The 16,133-nt window shown below is 72.2% G+C and carries 14 protein-coding genes; 6 read left to right on the top strand and 8 right to left on the bottom strand.

The window, feature by feature from the left end:
- Positions 1-301: 301 nt before the first annotated feature.
- The 4 genes from ACTHJJ_RS04785 to ACTHJJ_RS04770 all read right to left on the bottom strand — a co-directional run bounded on the left by ACTHJJ_RS04785 (position 302) and on the right by ACTHJJ_RS04770 (position 4,886).
- A complete protein-coding gene (locus ACTHJJ_RS04785) occupies positions 302-949 on the bottom strand; it encodes a DUF305 domain-containing protein (RefSeq protein WP_440301794.1) in 648 nt (215 codons plus the stop codon).
- 4 nt (positions 950-953) lie between these two features.
- Positions 954-1,595, bottom strand: a complete 642-nt coding sequence (locus ACTHJJ_RS04780) for a DUF3105 domain-containing protein (protein WP_440301793.1) — start codon at positions 1,593-1,595, stop codon at positions 954-956.
- Between the two features lie 168 nt (positions 1,596-1,763).
- Positions 1,764-4,664, bottom strand: coding sequence for a helix-turn-helix transcriptional regulator (locus tag ACTHJJ_RS04775; protein WP_440301792.1), 2,901 nt, complete (start codon positions 4,662-4,664; stop codon positions 1,764-1,766).
- 60 nt (positions 4,665-4,724) lie between these two features.
- Complete coding sequence (locus ACTHJJ_RS04770) at positions 4,725-4,886, bottom strand: hypothetical protein (RefSeq protein WP_440301791.1); 162 nt, start codon at positions 4,884-4,886, stop codon at positions 4,725-4,727.
- A 276-nt stretch (positions 4,887-5,162) separates the two neighbouring features.
- Between ACTHJJ_RS04770 and ACTHJJ_RS04765 the strand changes: the two genes are divergently transcribed.
- Positions 5,163-5,891, top strand: coding sequence for a hypothetical protein (locus ACTHJJ_RS04765; protein WP_440301790.1), 729 nt, complete (start codon positions 5,163-5,165; stop codon positions 5,889-5,891).
- 19 nt (positions 5,892-5,910) lie between these two features.
- Here the strand turns inward: ACTHJJ_RS04765 and ACTHJJ_RS04760 are convergent, their stop codons facing one another.
- The 3 genes from ACTHJJ_RS04760 to ACTHJJ_RS04750 all read right to left on the bottom strand — a co-directional run bounded on the left by ACTHJJ_RS04760 (position 5,911) and on the right by ACTHJJ_RS04750 (position 8,881).
- Positions 5,911-6,567 (bottom strand): TRM11 family SAM-dependent methyltransferase, encoded by a 657-nt coding sequence (locus ACTHJJ_RS04760; RefSeq protein ID WP_440301789.1) that lies wholly within the window; start codon positions 6,565-6,567, stop codon positions 5,911-5,913.
- 117 nt (positions 6,568-6,684) lie between these two features.
- Positions 6,685-7,977 (bottom strand): GAF and ANTAR domain-containing protein, encoded by a 1,293-nt coding sequence (locus tag ACTHJJ_RS04755; RefSeq protein WP_440301788.1) that lies wholly within the window; start codon positions 7,975-7,977, stop codon positions 6,685-6,687.
- 193 nt (positions 7,978-8,170) lie between these two features.
- Positions 8,171-8,881, bottom strand: coding sequence for a PadR family transcriptional regulator (locus ACTHJJ_RS04750; protein ID WP_440301787.1), 711 nt, complete (start codon positions 8,879-8,881; stop codon positions 8,171-8,173).
- A gap of 247 nt (positions 8,882-9,128) precedes the next feature.
- On the opposite strand from ACTHJJ_RS04750, the gene ACTHJJ_RS04745 reads away from it, so the two are divergent.
- The 3 genes from ACTHJJ_RS04745 to ACTHJJ_RS04735 all read left to right on the top strand — a co-directional run bounded on the left by ACTHJJ_RS04745 (position 9,129) and on the right by ACTHJJ_RS04735 (position 11,386).
- Positions 9,129-9,593 (top strand): ATP-binding protein, encoded by a 465-nt coding sequence (locus tag ACTHJJ_RS04745; protein WP_440301786.1) that lies wholly within the window; start codon positions 9,129-9,131, stop codon positions 9,591-9,593.
- A 63-nt stretch (positions 9,594-9,656) separates the two neighbouring features.
- Positions 9,657-10,538 carry a DUF5926 family protein gene (locus ACTHJJ_RS04740; RefSeq protein ID WP_440301785.1) on the top strand — a complete coding sequence of 294 codons (882 nt, stop codon included), beginning with the start codon at positions 9,657-9,659 and terminating at the stop codon, positions 10,536-10,538.
- A gap of 38 nt (positions 10,539-10,576) precedes the next feature.
- Positions 10,577-11,386 (top strand): glycosyltransferase, encoded by an 810-nt coding sequence (locus ACTHJJ_RS04735; protein ID WP_440301784.1) that lies wholly within the window; start codon positions 10,577-10,579, stop codon positions 11,384-11,386.
- Between the two features lie 79 nt (positions 11,387-11,465).
- Here ACTHJJ_RS04735 and ACTHJJ_RS04730 read toward each other — a convergent pair whose 3' ends face one another.
- Positions 11,466-13,658 carry a hypothetical protein gene (locus tag ACTHJJ_RS04730; RefSeq protein ID WP_440301783.1) on the bottom strand — a complete coding sequence of 731 codons (2,193 nt, stop codon included), beginning with the start codon at positions 13,656-13,658 and terminating at the stop codon, positions 11,466-11,468.
- 96 nt (positions 13,659-13,754) lie between these two features.
- Between ACTHJJ_RS04730 and pheA the strand changes: the two genes are divergently transcribed.
- Together pheA and ACTHJJ_RS04720 are read left to right on the top strand one after the other, a co-directional pair.
- Positions 13,755-14,699, top strand: coding sequence for a prephenate dehydratase (gene pheA / locus ACTHJJ_RS04725; RefSeq protein WP_440301782.1), 945 nt, complete (start codon positions 13,755-13,757; stop codon positions 14,697-14,699).
- A gap of 283 nt (positions 14,700-14,982) precedes the next feature.
- Positions 14,983-16,133, top strand: a 1,151-nt coding sequence (locus tag ACTHJJ_RS04720; RefSeq protein ID WP_440301781.1) for a S8 family serine peptidase, incomplete at its 3' end; no start/stop codon positions are given.

The raw sequence follows: 16,133 nt of genomic DNA, 5'->3' as shown, positions 1-16,133 counted from the left end.
TCGACGAGCCCGCCGACCAGCCGTTCTGCGATGTCGCCGCCTGCGCCGCGGTTGCGCCGGCCGCGATGATCCCGCCGCCGAGCACCAGCCCGCCGGCGCCGCGCAGCAGGGGTGCGTCGCGCCACGCTTGCGGCCGTAGGGGAATCGTGGATGTCACACATGAGCTCTCCCTGGTTCGGTCCCTCCCACGCCGCACGCTAGGGGAGTACCGATGGCAGGAGGAATGGGGAGAACTCCCCACGCGTCGTGTGGATCACCTTGGCGTCCAGACCGGGGTGCCCTGCAGCCCGACTGGATCACCTCAACCTGTTCGGGTGGCGTTCCCCTCACGTCCCTTGAGCAGGTCCTGCAGCACCGCGATCTCGGCCTGCTGTGCCTCCGACATGGAGCGGGCGAGCCGGCGCACGGCCGGCTCCTCTGCCTGGCGCGCCGCGTAGGCGGCCATCGCCACTCCCGCCTCGTGGTGGTCGATCATGAGCCGGAGGAAGAGACGCTCGGCCTCGATGCCGGTTGCGGCACCGAGGGCCGCCAGCTCCTTCGGGGACGCCATCCCGGGCATGAGGGCGCCGGTGGTGGCGGTAGAACCGCTCGAATGGTGGTCGTGCCCCTTCATCCACGACATGACCGCCGCCGCGGAGCGCTGCGGATGGCCCCACTGCTCCAGCCAGGCGTACATCTGACCCGACTGGTGCTGCTGCGTCAGCGCGATGTCGAGGGCCATGCTGCCGATCTCCGGGTCATCTGTTCGCTCACGCACGAGGGTGGACATGTGGACGGCCTGGTCGTGATGCGCTTGCATGTCCCGGGCGAACCCGACGTCCACGGAGCCCTCTGCCGGCGCCTTCCCGGCGGCGACGCCGCCGAGCCGTGCGCCCGCGAGCAGCCCGGCGACGACCCCGAGCGCGACCAGGACTCCGATGGTCGCGACGACGACCGGACGAGGCCGCATGTGATCAGGCGGCCGGGGAGCCGATGCCGCTGTGGCAGACGGCGCCCGGCTCCGGGGTCTGCTCGCCCTGCAGGTACCGGACGAGGAACGGGTCGATCCGCTGGTCGTCGGCGGTGTCCACCCCGAGCTGGTGGCCCCATGCAGTCAAGACGATCGGCGACTTCTGCCCCTCGTAGGGGCTGACGAGCACGTACGCCTCGCCTTGCGCCTTCGAGGTCAGCTTCGTCACCTCGGCGGCTGGCAGTGCGGGGTCGTACGTGATCCACACGCTGCCATGCTCGAGGGAGTGGACTGCGTGCTCCTCGGGGACCGGCTTGTCGTAGACACCACAGTTGAGCCACACGGGGTGGTGGTCGCCACCGACGGGGGGCGACGTGTCATAGGTGACCTTGCCCTCGACGTGGTTGCGGCTCAGGTCCGCGACCTGCACGACCCCGTCGATGGGCGCGCTCGCACGCGCCTCGAGGGCCGCGCGGTCGCCCGCCTCGCCCACGACCGGGATGGCAACGGCGGTCACGAGCCCCGCGACGAGTGCGGCCGTCGTGCCGTAGACGAGGAGCTTGCCGCGCCGGTCCTTTCGCCGTTCCTCGGCGCGGATCGCCGCCACCCTCGCCTGTCGATCGGTCGTCGGGCGCTGCCTGCCCATGGTCGCCTCCTCCTGGCACCGCCAGCGGTGATGTAGTTGCTGGTTCAACTATCTGCAGTTGCAAGCGTAACCCGAGTGGCCGGCTCCCGGGCAATCGCCGACCTCACTCCGTCCGTCCTGAGGAGTCAGGCGGCCGACCCCGGGCACCTCGGGTGAGCGGGCCCGACGTCAGGGGAGGAGGTGCCGTTCGCGGGCGATCGAGGCCGCCTCGGTGCGGCTCGCGGCGCCGAGCTTTGCCAGGACGTTGGAGACGTGGACGCTCACCGTCTTCGTGCTGATGAACAGCTGCCGGCCGATCTGGCCGTTGCTGAGTCCACGCGCGACGAGCGCCAGCACCTCGGTCTCGCGGGGCGTGAGATCAGGTATGCCGCTCACCGCGGACCCGCGCGGCAGGACGCCGTCCAGCGCGCCGAGGAGGGGCCGGGCCCCGAGGCGCGCGGCGACGACTCGGGCCGCCTCGATCTGCTCACGCGCGCCGGCGTCGTCGCCCGCGGCATGGAGCGCGGTGGCGAGCCCGGCACGCGACCGAGCCGTCTCGAAGACGTCGCCGTAGCGCTCGAAGGCGACCAGGCTCGTGGACCACGCGTCGACGAGCTGCTCTGCCGTCACGTCGGAGTCGGCCTGCTCCGTGTCGGCCAGCAGCCAACGCAGCCGGAGCGACTCGGCGCGGGCCCGCGCGAGCCAGGCCCACGACTCGACGTCGGTGTCTGGCGACACGGTGAGGCTCTCGGCGCGGGCAATGAGGATCGCCGTGACGTCGAGCATCCGTCGGCGCAGCCGAGGCTCGGCAGTCAGCGCGACCCGGGCGCCCTGGCCGGCGACGAGCGCGCAGAGGCGGATGGGCAGGTGCACGCGCGGGCCCCAGAGGGCGTCGAGGGTGGAGAGGACGTCGGTCGCGAGGTCGAGGGCCTCGTCGATCTGGCCCTCCTGCCCGAGCAGGTCGACGGCGACGACGCTGTAGACGGCGGTGATGCCGTCGACCCACCAGGAGCCCCGCAGCGCCGCGAGCACCTGTCGGTCGAGCGGCTCGCCCCGACCCGCCGCGACGGCCAGCCGGGACCCGAGGAAGTAGAGCCGCGTCGTCTCGGCCATCGGCTCGTGGCCGACGTCCCAGCGTGCAAGGGCGCCGTCCCAGTCCCCGAGCTGGTAGGCGAGCAGGCCACCGAGGAGCTGGCACTCGAGGGCGAACGGAGCCCGCTCGATGTGCAGACGGCGGGCGACACGGGCGCCCTCGTCGTACGTCGTGAGAGCGGCCCCGAGCTCGCCGCGCCGGTACTGCACCGAACCGAGCCGGTGCAGGACCCGCACCCGAACGGGGTCGTCGTCTGCGGCCTGTGCGAGCAACACCCGCAGCTGTTCCTCGACGGCCGTGAGGTCCTGGCGGCGCTCGACGAGGCGGACGAGGATGGTGCGCACCTCGGCGGTCGTCCGTGGCAGCTCGAGCAGCTCGGCCAGCCGGGTGATCTCCTCGGTGAGGGCGGTGATCTCGGCTGCCGCCCCAACCGGGTCTGACGCGCCCTCGCGATCGACGATGGCCTGGAGCCTGGCCGTGAGGACGCGGACCCGCGCCTCGCTGGGCTCCGGACCGACGAGCCCCAACGCCTCCTCGGTCAGGCTCAACGGGTCGTGCGGCAGGTCGAGTACCCGCAGCCCGAGCACATAGCGGGCGAGCAGCTCGGCGCGCACCTGCGGTGACTGGACTCGGCCAGGGTGCTCGAGGCGGTCTCGGATCAGGTCTACGGCGCGGAGCGAGTCGCCGGCGAGCAGGGCGGCGTCCGACGCGCCCATGGTCACCTCGTCGCGCAGCGGATCGTCCTCGTCGAGCCAGCCCAGCACGCGTTCGAGGTGCTGCAGCGCGTCGTACGGCCCGCCCATGGACAACGCCGACTGGGCGGCCGCCCGGCTCGCGGCCACGGCCGTGGCGACGTCACCCGAGGCGGCGGCGTGGCGGGCCAGCTCGGACGCGCGACCGAGCGCGGGGTGCTCCGCCAGCACAGCGGCGTACGAGCGGTGCAGTCTCAGCCGCTCGCCGGGCAGCAGCGCGTCCGCGACGGCTTCGCCGAGCAGCGCGTGCCGGAAGGCGTAGGCCGGCGGCCAGCCCGTCTCGAGCACGTGATGCTCGACGGCTGCGGCGAGCGCGGCGTCGAGGCGGTCCTCCGGCAGGTCGACCACCCGAGACAGCAGGTCATGACCGATCTGGCGTGCCCCCACCGCGACGGCGGCAACCACGAGCTGAGCGTCCTCGGGCAGCGCCTCGACCCGGGAGCGGAGCACCCGGGCCAGTCCTCCTGACAGGCCATGCCCCGCGACCGCGCTGGCGGCGAGCTCCTCGGCGAAGAACGGGTTGCCGTCGGCGCGCCGCACGACCTCCGCGGCGAGCGGCTCGGCAAGCTGCGCACCCTCGAGAGCGGCGACGAGCTCGTGCACCGCAGCATCGCTGAGACCATCGAGCTCGACATGCTCCACCCCGGCGATGCGCGCCCACACGGCCAGCGTCTCGTGGAGCGGGTGGCGCCGGTGCAGGTCGTCCGAGCGGTAGCTGACGACGAGGCCGATCGGGGCGGTGAACCCGCGCGTGAGGAGCAGGGTGAGCAGGTCGCGTGAGGAGTGGTCGGCCCAGTGCACGTCCTCGATGACGACAAGCGTCGGGCGGTCGGCGCCCAGGGCGGTGAGGAGGGCGTGGATGGCCGCAGCGACGCCGCCGGGGTCGATGACGGCGCCCGCCTGCGGACGATGTCCCGAGCCGGGCAACAGATGGTCGAGCGCGGGGTGGAGCGCAGCAACCCGCTTGACGACCTCCGGCGAGTCGGCCTCGAGCGCCGTCACGAGCTCGACGAAGGGCAGGTACACGAGGGCGCTGCCGGCCTGTCCCACGCAGTGCCCCACCGCGGTCCGCCAGCCACGCTCGGCGGCGTCGTCGAGCAGCCGCGCGATGAGGCGCGACTTGCCGATGCCGGCGTCCCCGGACAGCACGACACTGCCGCCATCGGGTTGCTCGAGCCCGATGGCGGCAGCGAGCCGCTCGACATCGTCGTCCCGTCCGAGGAGGGCTCCCGTCCTGAAGGGCATGTGACCCAGTATCCGGGAGCCCTCCGACAGTCGCGGCGGCTGCGTGGACACGGCCGGTCCTCAGCGGGTGCGGCCCGGGTGGCTCTCCTCCCACCGCTGCCTCCGCATCGTGCGGGCGATGACGGCGAGCGATGACTCGGGCCGGTCCCGGTGCCGGTCGCGCAGGCCGTAGCGATAGTCCATCTCGGCCTTGGCGAAGGTGATGTCTCCGGGGATGTTCATGGTGGCTCCTCTGCCGTTCGGTTGCTGACTCCTCAACCGTCGGCTCCTGAGGTAGGCCGTCACATCGGGCGTCGTGCGTATTCGCGTCGCAATGAGCTACCTCAGACCCGGTGGGCACCCGCGGACGCGTGCCTGAGGTAGTCGGCCCTGCGTCACCATGTCCGCCTCTGCAGTCGCCCACGATGGCCGGTTGCCGCGGGGCCGGCGCCTACACTGGTCGGGTCCGGCAACGGCGGCGGCACCTGTCCATCGATCCCAAGCACAGAGCCAGACGCCATGCCCTCGACCTCTTCCCCTCCTTCCCCTGACGCCCCTTCGTCCGAGGCAGCCCGGCCCGCCGACCGGTTCTTCGGGCTGAGCACCGCGCAGGTCGCCGGCAGCGCCCTCGCGGCCGCCACCTCAGCGCTTGCGGCCAGCTTCCTCGGTGTTGCCGGGACCATCATCGGTGCCTGCGTCGGCTCGATCGTCGCGACGATCGCCTCCGCGATCTACAGCCAGTCGCTCCGGCGGGCGGGACGCCGGCTGCGCGTGCTGCGGCCCGTACCCGTGAGCGGGGCCGCGTCCAGCGAGCCGAAGGTCGTCACGGGTCCGCCGCGGCCCGCGGACCGGCGCAGGTGGCGGCCGCGCGTGGTGCTGGGAGTCATCGTGGGCGCCGCGCTGGCCCTGGGCGCCATCACCGGTGTCGAGGGGGTGCTGGGACACCCGATCTCGGACTCCTCCCGTGGCGGCACGTCGCTCGGCGCGGCGTTCAACCCCTCCGGCGGGTCGACCCCGCAGCGCGACCGGGCGCGGACGCCGGCTCCGTCGGCGACGACTCCCGACTCCGCCGCCACCGACACGGCGACGGTCTCGCCGCGCGCGAGCCATGAGCCGAGCTCGTCCGCATCGGTCGGCGAGGCGACGCCCTCGCAGACGCCGACCCAGGCGCCGACGACCCAGGCACCTGAGTCGAGGGGTCCGGCGCCCACCAGCCAGGATGGGCCCACGACCGAGCCCACACCCTGAGGGGTGAGGGGCTGCCTGCTCAGACTTCGCGGCGGAACGTCAGCAGGTAGTCACCCGTGAAGTCGTGCGGCAGCTCGTCCCAGAGGATGACCGTCTCGCTGATGAAGCTCAGCACGCCGTCGAGCGCCTTCGCGACGTCCCAGGCGAGGGTGGTCGTCTGACCGTCATGGCGCATGTTCGCCACGTTGAGCACGAGATGTCCGCCGGGTCGGAGCAGGCGGGCCACCGTGCTCCCGATGTCGGTGAGCGCGATGAGATAGGACTCGTAGTCGCCGCCGACCAGCTCGTATGCCGTGAGTGGGTCCTCGGGATGGTCGTTCGCGGTGCGATAGGGCGGCGAGGTCAGGCAGAGGTCGACGGGGCCGGTCACGAGACGATGCAGGCCGCGCGCATCGCCCTCGATGACGATCGCGCCGGGCGCACGCTCCCGGCAGGCTGCGACGCGTTCGGGAAGCAGCTCGACGCCGACAGCCCGACGTCCCAGCCGCGCCGCCACGACGAGGCTCGTGCCGAAGCCGGCGAAAGGGTCGAGGACGAGGTCGTCCGTTCCGGACAGTGCCTCGATGACCGCGGCGGCCACCGCCTCCGTGAAGTGCACGTCCTCGTCGGCGAAGTCGACGCGTTCCACGTCGAGCTCGGCACGCGTGGCGGTGAGGTACGGCGGTAGCCGGGTCACCGGACTAGCCCACCATCGGTGACGGGTCGGGGCCCGGCCGGCCGGCCACAGGGATCCGGGACGCACTCATCCCGCCATCCTGCCGCACCCAGGCCGGGGCCCTTCAGGTCGAGCGGGTCACGGCTGGTCACGCATCGCGGCGCGAACCACCTCCCTCGCGACCACCCGCAGCTTCTCGTTCCGGTGCATGCTTCGCTCCGTCAACTCGTGGAACGCCTCGTCGGCTGAGTACCTGTGCTGCCCCATGAGGACTCCCTTGGCCTGCTCGATGACCGCCCGGTTGTCGAGCGCGATACGGAGGTTGTCGCTCAGCGACTGCAGCTCGGCTCTGACACCGAGCTCGTGGAGGACGGCAGCGATGGCGGTGGGCAAGATCCCGATCGCCTCGACATACTGCGGCTCATGCTCGATGTCGACGTTGTACACGTTGACGACACCGAAGAGCTCGTCGCCGACCTGAACCGGCAGTGCGAGAACGGTCCTCGCCTCCTCGCCCTGCAGGTAGTGGGAGAGGCTGGGCCACCGAGGGTCTCTGACCAGATCAGCGGACCACACCAGGGACTTCGTCAGCCAGGCGTTGTGAGACGGCCCCTCACCGGCGGCGATCAGGGCGCCGTCGACCTGTTGCGCGATCCTGTCGGTGCTCGCGAGCGCCTTGGGGTTGTTGGGGTCGCCCACTGACACCGTGACCGACGTGCCTGGTCCCATGACGGACTGGCAGATTCGGGCCACCCGGCTGAGCACCTCGTGCTCCTCCTCGGCGTGCACCGGGATCAGGGTCAGCTCGGTCAGCGCGAGCACAAGCGGACCACGCAGGTCAACGGCCGGGGCGCTCGTTGGGGTCAAGATCAGGCAGGTGACCTCAGTCCGGCCGGTCTCGCCCGTGGCGGTGGCGATGAGCTCCGCCTGCTGCGGCTTGTCTCGATCGGTCGTGAGCGTCACGACGCGGCGGAGCTGTCCCTGTGTCACCGCGCACTCGCCGAGGTCTCGCCGCAGGCCTTCCCGCTCGCTCGTCTCGACGAAGGCCTGGATCGGCTTGTGCACCAAGCGGTCGACCGGAGCGTCGAGCAGTGCCGCAGCCGCGGGATTGACACCGCGGATCAGGCCATTGTCGTCGGTCCTGACAACGGGCAGCGGCAACATGGAGACGAGTCTCTCGTGCAGCCACTGCCGGTTGCGGTGCTCCTGCAGCAGAGCCTGGAGCTGGCGCTGCTGGGTGAGGACCTCCTCCTCGGCGGTTCGCAGCTCTTGCTGAGCAGCCTCCATGTGGGCGAGGAATCGCTCGTAAAGGTCCTCCTCGGCAGCCGAATCGGCCCACCGCAGGGTGCGGATCTCCTTGCGCAGCGTGGTCATGTGCTCGTGCAGGGCCGGGATCAGCTCGTCAAGTACCCCGCTGGACTCGTCTTGCATGTGGGCTCCTCGGATCGCGGATACCTAACTCCATGGTTGGGCAAACGCTGGGAGCAGTCGAGGCTTGCACTCGGCATTACTCGTGGGTTATCCAAAAGAGCACCGCGACTTGGCCGGGCATGCCACGTCGGCGTCCCGGCACGTGAGCGGGGCGCTCCGGACCGAGGTGTCACGGAGCGCCCCCGAGCCTGACTCACTCCGCTGTGTCGGTGCTTTCCGACGCCTCCTCCTCGTCGGCGAGCAGGCCGTAGAGGCGGCGGCGGGTGTCGGCGAGGATGTCGGCCGCCTCCGCCCGCTGCTGCTCCGTGCCGCTCACCATGACCTGCCAGACGGCTCCGATGACCTGACCGATGACCCGCTCGAAGTCCCCGCCCACGCCGTGGCTCCGCTCCGAGCGGCCGTGACCGGCCTGGAACGGCTCCCAGGTCTCGCCGAGCTCGTCATCATGCTCCTCGACGTACTGCCGGCCCTCGTCCGTGAGCCGCAGGATCCTCCGGCCGCCCGACTCGAAGCCGATGATGAGGCCCTCGTCCTCGAGCTGCTGGATGGTGGGGTAGACCGAGCCCGGGCTCGGCTTCCACGCGCCGCCGGTGCGCTCGCCGATCTGCTGGATGATCTGGTAGCCGTTCATCGACTCCTCGGCGAGCACGGCGAGGACGGCCGAGCGCACGTCTCCCCGCCGGACCTTCGCCCGCCGCGGGGGCGCGAGGTCAGGGCCGCCGAAGCTGCGGATGATGTCCCGGATCCACGGCGGGGGTCCGTGTCGGTGACCCCCGCCGCCACCCCAGCCGGGTGGGCCCCAGGGCGGTCCGCCACCCCAGCCGCCGCCCCAGCCGCCGCCACCGCGGCCTCGGCCGCCCCAGCCGCCGCCCCATGGGCCCTGGCCCTCGTTCGGTTCGGTCATGACTCCTCCTCGAGTCCGGACTGTGGCCTCCTGCAACACAGTCGCGATATGCCAACGATATATCGGCTCGGTGCCGATTGGGGAGTGTCTCGAGATGGCTTGCCGCGTATCCAGTCGTCTAGCGTGAAGGCTAGATAGCCCCATACGGCTTCATCGTTGCCGAAACACCCGATTTGGGCATTGTGGAGAGTGAGCCGGTTCGTTAACGTGCGAATCCAAGCCAGCGAGCCGGCACTGAGGAGGGGAAGTGGCGAGCACGCAGGGGGAGCGGAGCCACGGCAAGAACAGCGTTTCGCCCCCAACGACCGACAAGCGGACAGTTCGGATCCCGTGGGCGCCCTCGGCGGCCCCGAAGATCCGGCGCACGCTCGTCGAGGACCTCTCGGGGCGGGGAGTCAGTGAGGACGTCATCGCGGAGGCGGAGATCGTCGTGAGCGAGCTCGTCGCGAACGCCGTCCGTCACGCCAGGCCTCTCTCTGATGGAGCCATCCGCGTGCACTGGAAGGTGAAGAACAACGTTGTCGAGGTCGAGGTGACCGACGGCGGCGGCGAGACGGCACCGAGGCCTTCGCCCCGGACGACGTGGGGCCCGAGCGGCCGTGGGCTGCGGATCGTCCGGTCGCTCGCGCACGAGTGGGGCGTGGTGGACGAGGGCGGTGGCCACACCGTGTGGGCCTCGCTCGGCGGCCCGTCGCGACGCCGCACCCACTGACACCTCCCGTATGCCGCTCACCGCGCGCTCGTCGCCCGCTGCCGCCCACTAGGGTTGCCTCCCATGGGCAAGGCTTCTCGACGTTCCCGCACCGCGCGCCCCGAGCGCGCCTCCCGACCGGCACCCTTCGTCGCCCGGCCCTTCGAGGGCCTGCCCGACGAGACCGAATGGGTCGCCATGCGGGAGATCGTCCCCGCCGCGACGGCGGCCGTCCGGTTCGCCGAGGGGAAGGCACCCGAGGGGGCGCCCGAGACGGTCACCATTGCGACCGTGCTGCCCCTCGCCTGGCCGGGCCTGCACCGCGAGTCCGGCGAGGTCCTCGTCGGCATCCAGTCGGGCAGCGCCAGTGGCGACACGAGTCGCGACATCGCGCAGGCGCTCCTCCTCAGCGTCGCGGCCGAGCTGGGGCACCCGGTGCCGACGCTGCCGCTCTCGACGTCCGAGACGCCGCGGCTGCAGGACCTGATCGACCTGTCGGCTCCGCTGGAGGTGACCGTCCACGAGGGGTTCGAGTTCTGGGTCGGTGACACCGATCTCGACGCGGACGCCAAGGAGTCGCTCGAGCGGGCCAACGAGTCGGCGATCCCCACCACCCGGATCACCACCGCGCCCTCGTGCTACTGGTGCCGCATCGGCGACCGCACCTATGTCCGCTGGGTCCTGCCTCAGGACGAGGACGCCGCGACGACCGCGCTGGCGCGGCTGCACGCCGCCGGCGAGAGCGTCCTTGGCGACGACGGTCGCCTCCTCGGCTGCTTCCGCTCGAGTGGTCTGCTCATCCCCGTCTGGGAGGTCGACCCCTCATCGGAGGCGAGCGACTTCGACGTCCCGGTCGCGCAGATGCGCGAGCGCATCGAGGCGGCCGCAGCGCGAACCGAGCTACTCAGTGCCGAGGAGCGCGGCGCCCGCGCCGGGCTCACGAACCGTCAGGTGACGCTCCGCTGAGCGCGTCGGCGGAGGCCGACCGCGGGACGGAGGACCAGGTGAGCGGGTCGGGGGAGGCGGCCCGCGGGTCCGCGGATCCCGTGACCGGGTCGGTGGACGCAGCACTGGGTGCGGGGCCGGCGCCCGTCGAGGCCGTCGTCGCGGTGGTGCCCGCCAAGGACGAGGCGGAACGGATTGCGGCGACCGTGGCGGCCGCTCGTGACCTGCCGCGTGTCTCGGCCGTCATCGTCGTCGACGACGGGTCGTCGGACCGGACGGCCGACCTCGCCGTCGACGCCGGCGCCGAGCTCGTCCGGCACTCCCGCAACCACGGCAAGGCGGACGCCATGATGAGCGGCCTCGGCCGTGCGGCCGGGCTGCGTCGCGTGGGCCGCCTGCCGGATCGGGTGGCCGTGCTCTTCGTCGACGCCGACCTCGAGGAGTCGGCCGCCGAGCTGCACGTCCTCGTCGAGCCCGTCGTCGACGGCGAGGTCGACCTCGCCATCGCGACCCTGCCGCCCCAGCGGACGGCCGGCGGCGGCCACGGCCTCGTCGTCGGGCTGGCCCGGCGGGGGATCGAGGAGCTCACCGGGTGGTCCCCCCTGCAGCCCCTGTCGGGGATGCGGTGCCTGTCACCCGAGGCGGTCGCGGCCGCCACGCCCTTCGCCCGCGGCTGGGGCGTCGAGGTCGGCATGTCGGTCGACGTCCTCGACGCGGGCCTCGTCGTGCGCGAGGTGGCGTGCGAGCTGCAGCACCGCGTGACCGGAGCCGACTGGCGGGGCCAGGTGCACCGGGCCGCCCAGTACCGGGACGTCGCCCTCGCCTTGGCCGTGCGCCGGCTGCGGCGCCGGCTGGCACCCGTCGACTGACCGCGGCGCCACCCTCTCCTGGAGGGTGCTCGTCCCGCCGGCGACCGCGCCCGGCTCGCCATCGTTGCGAGGGCTCCGGTCAGAGGATGTGGCGGTCGCTGCGTCGCTTCACCGGTTTGCGCCGTTCCTCGATGATCGTGAAGTGCGCCGTCGCGGCGATGATGCCGGGCACGACGAAGATCGCGGCGACCGGCGGGATCGCGATACCGGAGTCGTTTGTGAGGAACCCGATCACGGCCATGACGACGACCCCGATCAGGCCCACGCGCAGCAGCGGCGCCTCCTCGCAGAGGCGACCGAACGTGCCCGTCCCCAGCAGCCCCGGCCGGAAGGCGATGAGGATGAACGGGATCAGCGCGAGCGTCACGAGGGCGAAGAGGACCGGCATCGCGAGACCCAGCTCGATGTTGGCGAAGAACTTGCGGGAGATGATCGGCCAGGCTCCGCCGTCGATGAGGCTCTGGACGAACCGTCCCGGGTGTGCGCGCTCGGCTGGCGGCCGGAGCCAGTCGACAAACGACACCACGCCGACGACCAGCACGGCAGCGAACCCGACGAGGACGAGGCTGCGGATCGACGTGCGAAGCCCCGAGACCGACAGGAGCAGGATCCCGAGCGCGGGCACGAGTGCCAGCGGGCCGCCGAAGTCCGCACCCCAGGCGGGCAGCACGTCGACGGCGAGGGCGACGATCGAGATGACCGCGACGACGGCGATGGCCAGGCGGGGGGCGCCGCGGCGCCGAAGGCCGTGGGCGAGGGCGGCGCACAGCACGAGGACCCCGGCCCCGTAGAGGGCGAAGGCGACGTTGCCCATCCCGTAGAACCGTCCACCGACCAGGGGCTGCAGCCCGAAGATCGAGCCGATCTGCAGGTGCGAGCCCGTGATGAGGTCGACCCCGATGACCGCGGCCGTGATCGCCGACAGCGTCGCGACCGGGCCGAGGGCCGAGCTGCCCCACGGGCCCTGGACGGCGATCGCGGCGAGGATGACCGCCATGGCGAGCACGAGAGCCGTGAAGACCGCGACGAGCACCCACGTCTCTCCGGACACCCGCCACCACGGCACCAGGTTGGCGAGGAACGTCGCCGCCGGCATGGCCGCGCTGACCAGTCCGACGACGGCCGCCCACCGGGCGACGCGCAGTCGGGTCGTCACGACCGACCAGGGCCGGGCGCGCCGCCAGGCGATGCCGAGGGCGACGAAGAGCACGAACGCAGTGACGAGCCAGAGCAGCAGGAACGGGACCTCGATGGCCTGCTTCGCGTCCGCCTTCGTGTCGAGATCCGTGAGCACCGTGAGCTTGCTCGCCGCCGTCGACTCGCTGTTGTTCGGGGACGGTATGACGCTGAGTGCGCGCCCGCCGATCTCCTGGACGGGAGTGGCGCCCCCTCGCGCGAGGATCGTCGCGCTGACGTCGGAGAGCTGCGCGATCCCCGTCAGGCGCGTCGAGGCCGAGGCGAGCAGCCCCGGCGGGTAGTGCGGGCCGCTCGCGGCCAGGACGCGTAGCCGCTCCTGGCGGTCGCGGTCCGACAACCCGACGACGACGATGTCGGCGCCGTTCGGTGCGGCGTCCACGACCTGGCTGATGCGGCGCTCGAGGGAGTTGAGCCGCTCGACCTGCCTGACGTGGTCGGGGTCGGTCTGCAGGAGCGCACCCACGTCGACGAGCGAGACGGGGCACTGCGCGAGGTCGGACGTCAGGGTTGTGACGGAGAAGGGGGAGTAGCTGGCGACCCGGCCGTTCGACGTGGCGGCGGCGAGCGCGGCTCCCGGACCCACGGCCTGCACGCAGGTCCCCGCGCGGGCGAAGCTGTCGCCCAGCAGGCCCAGGTGAGCGTCATACGGACCGTCGGCGGAGGACCGGGCGATCGCGTCGAAGCCCGCCACCTGCCACCCGGTCGCTGCGGTCCCGGTGACCTCGGGCAGCGGACCGCAGTCGGGCCGGTCGGCGGACGAGGCGACGCCGGCCGCCTCACCGGCGCCGAGGGTGGCCCACCCGTCGGTCGGGCAGGTCGTCAGGTGGAGAGCCTTGACGGAGACCGACGCGGCGGAACCGTCGCGCAGCAGCCCCCAGAGGATGGGGGTGTCACTCACCGACACGTCGTCCCAGGAGACGCCGCCGACACCGACGACGACGAGAGACTGCCCTGGCTGTGGCGCCTGGGTCGGCGGCACGGGGACCGTCGGTCGGGCCACGTAGGCCCACGCGAGGGCGACGACCACCAGGGTCAAGGCCACGACGAGTGACTTGATCGGGTGCCGGCGGATCACGCCCCACAGGCTAACCTCCGCAGCCGTGGCCGCTGGCGGCGCGCACCTCGTGGACGTCTCTGCCGGATCGAGGACGGCGCGGCTACCCTGCCGCTCATGACGCCCCGCACCCCCGACGAGCTGACGCGGATCGCCTATCTCGGTCCCCAGGGCACCTTCTGCGAGATGGCGCTCAACAGCTGGGCCGGCGAGCGTGCGGTCGAGCGGGTTCCGCAGCCCTCCGTCCCGGCGGCCCTGGGCGCCCTCCGCGCCGGCGAGGTCGACGCGGCGATGGTCCCCATCGAGAACTCCGTCGAAGGTGGGGTCTCCGCCACCCTGGACGCGCTGGCGAGCGGGGAGCCCCTCGTCATCATCGGTGAGGTGCTCGTCCCCATCACGTTCGTCCTCTGCGCGAGGGACGGTATGGCGCTCCCCGCTGTCCGCGCAGTCGGCACCCACTCGCACGCCTGGGCCCAGGTACGCGGGTGGATGGCCGCGCACCTCCCCGATGCGGTGTACGTCCCGACGCTCTCCACTGCGGGTGCCGCCGAGGACCTCGCCGGCGGGACCGAGGCCGTCTACGACGCCGCCGTGTGTGCGCCGGTCGCCGCCACGAACGTCGGACTCAGCGTCATCGCGAGCGACATCGGCGACAACAAGACGGCCGTGACCCGGTTCGCGCTGGTGACGAGACCCGGCACGCTGCCGGAGCCGACCGGTGCCGACAAGACGACGGTGGTGCTCTACCAGCAGACCGACCGGGCCGGCGGCCTGCTGGAGCTGCTCGAGCAGTTCGCAGTGCGCGGCGTCAACATGACCCGGCTCGAGTCCCGACCGACGGGCGAGGCGATGGGCAGCTACTGCTTCTCCATCGACTTCGAGGGGCACGTGCGCGATGCCCGGGTGGGCGAGACCCTCATGGGGCTCAGGCGGGTCTGCGCCGACGTCCGGTTCCTCGGGTCCTACCCCCGGGCCGACGGCGTGGCGACCGAGGCCCGCGAGGGCACGACGGACCGGGACTTCGCCGAGGCCAGGTCCTGGCTCGAGGACCTGCGGGCCTGACCGGCGCCGCGCGTCGTCTTGGCGCGCGCGACTTCCTGCGGTGCCCTGGCGGGCGGCGGGGCCTCATCGAGCGCGGGAGGGGTGTACCGGGCCTCCCGCTCCCCCTGTGCGGCCCCTGGGAGGCCCGGTCCTCTCCCCCTCGTCCCGTCAGAGGCGCGGGAGGGCCCGTTGATACATCGGGGCTCGGGAAGTTTGTCCGGATGCGGGTGTATCAGAATCGGCCCCGAATCCTCTGTGCGGGTGGAAGGCTCGAGCCAACCAGCCGAGAGCAGGAGGACAACCGATGTCGGACCAGCCCGACGCCAACGGGGAACGGCCCCAGCTGCGCGCGCTCGACCCCGCGACCGCAGCTCGCACCACGTCCGGCCAACCGCCGTCGCCGACCCTCTACTTCCCGAACCGGCTGCTCGTCACCGGCTTCCCGGCGACCACGCGCGACATGCGCCTCAGTGCCCTGGGATCCGCGCTCGAGCCGCTCGACCTGACCTTCCGGATGACCGCCAAGACGACGCGTCGCATCGAGAGGCTCCGGGCCACCCGCGGCCTGCAGCGTGAGATCCTCGACGAGATCTGGGTCTCGAGCGTCGTCCTCGAGACGCGCAGGGCCGGCGCGCCCGCGCCCGACGCGTGGTCGGTCCTGCAGCACCTCCGCGACAGCGCACCGCGCGTCGCCGACACGTTGAGCCTCGAGCACGTCGTCCGGCCCGCGGGCTACTGGGGCGGCATCCCGTACTGGGGAGGCATCCCCTACTGGGGCGGGATCCCGTACTGGGGCGGCGTGCCCTATTGGGGTGGCATCGGCTCGAACGCGCTCAGCGAGTACCTCGTGCCCGGGCGTGGCGGGCGGATGCCCGTCAGCGTCGTGCTGGAGGATCCCGCCAACCGTGCTCGGACCTTACCGCGCAGCCCGGTCGTCGCGGTCCTCGACACCGTGGTCGCCGACCACCCCTGGTTCAGGGACAAGAAGCGTGTCCTGCGCCTCGCGGTCTCCGACGGCGAGCTCGTGCCCGACCCGGGGGGGACGGCCGTGGCCCCGACGCCGATGAACCTGCTGACGGGCGAGGCTCCGCCGGTCTTCGGGCACGGCACCTTCATCGCCGGCCTGATCCGACAGGGCTGTCCCGAGGCGACGATCCTCACCGTCCCGGTCATGAACGACGAGGGTGTGGCCGAGGAAGGCGACGTCCTCGCGGCGCTCACCGCCCTGCTTAACCGGCACGTCGGCGGCCAGGAGAAGAACCGGCCCGGCGACTGCGTCGACGTCGTGTCGCTGTCGCTCGGCTACTACGCGGAGGACGCGTCATACCTCTCCGGACCGGTCAAGCAGGTCCTCGACCGTTTCGCCGCCCACGGCGTCCTCGTCGTGGCCGGCGTCGGCAACGACGGCTGCGAGCTGCCGTTCGTCCCCGCCGCGCTGGCCAAGCGGCCTCCGGC

This window comes from Intrasporangium sp. (assembly GCF_051961875.1).
GTDB lineage: Bacteria > Actinomycetota > Actinomycetes > Actinomycetales > Dermatophilaceae > Intrasporangium_A.
This window is presented reverse-complemented; position numbering and strand designations above follow the sequence as displayed.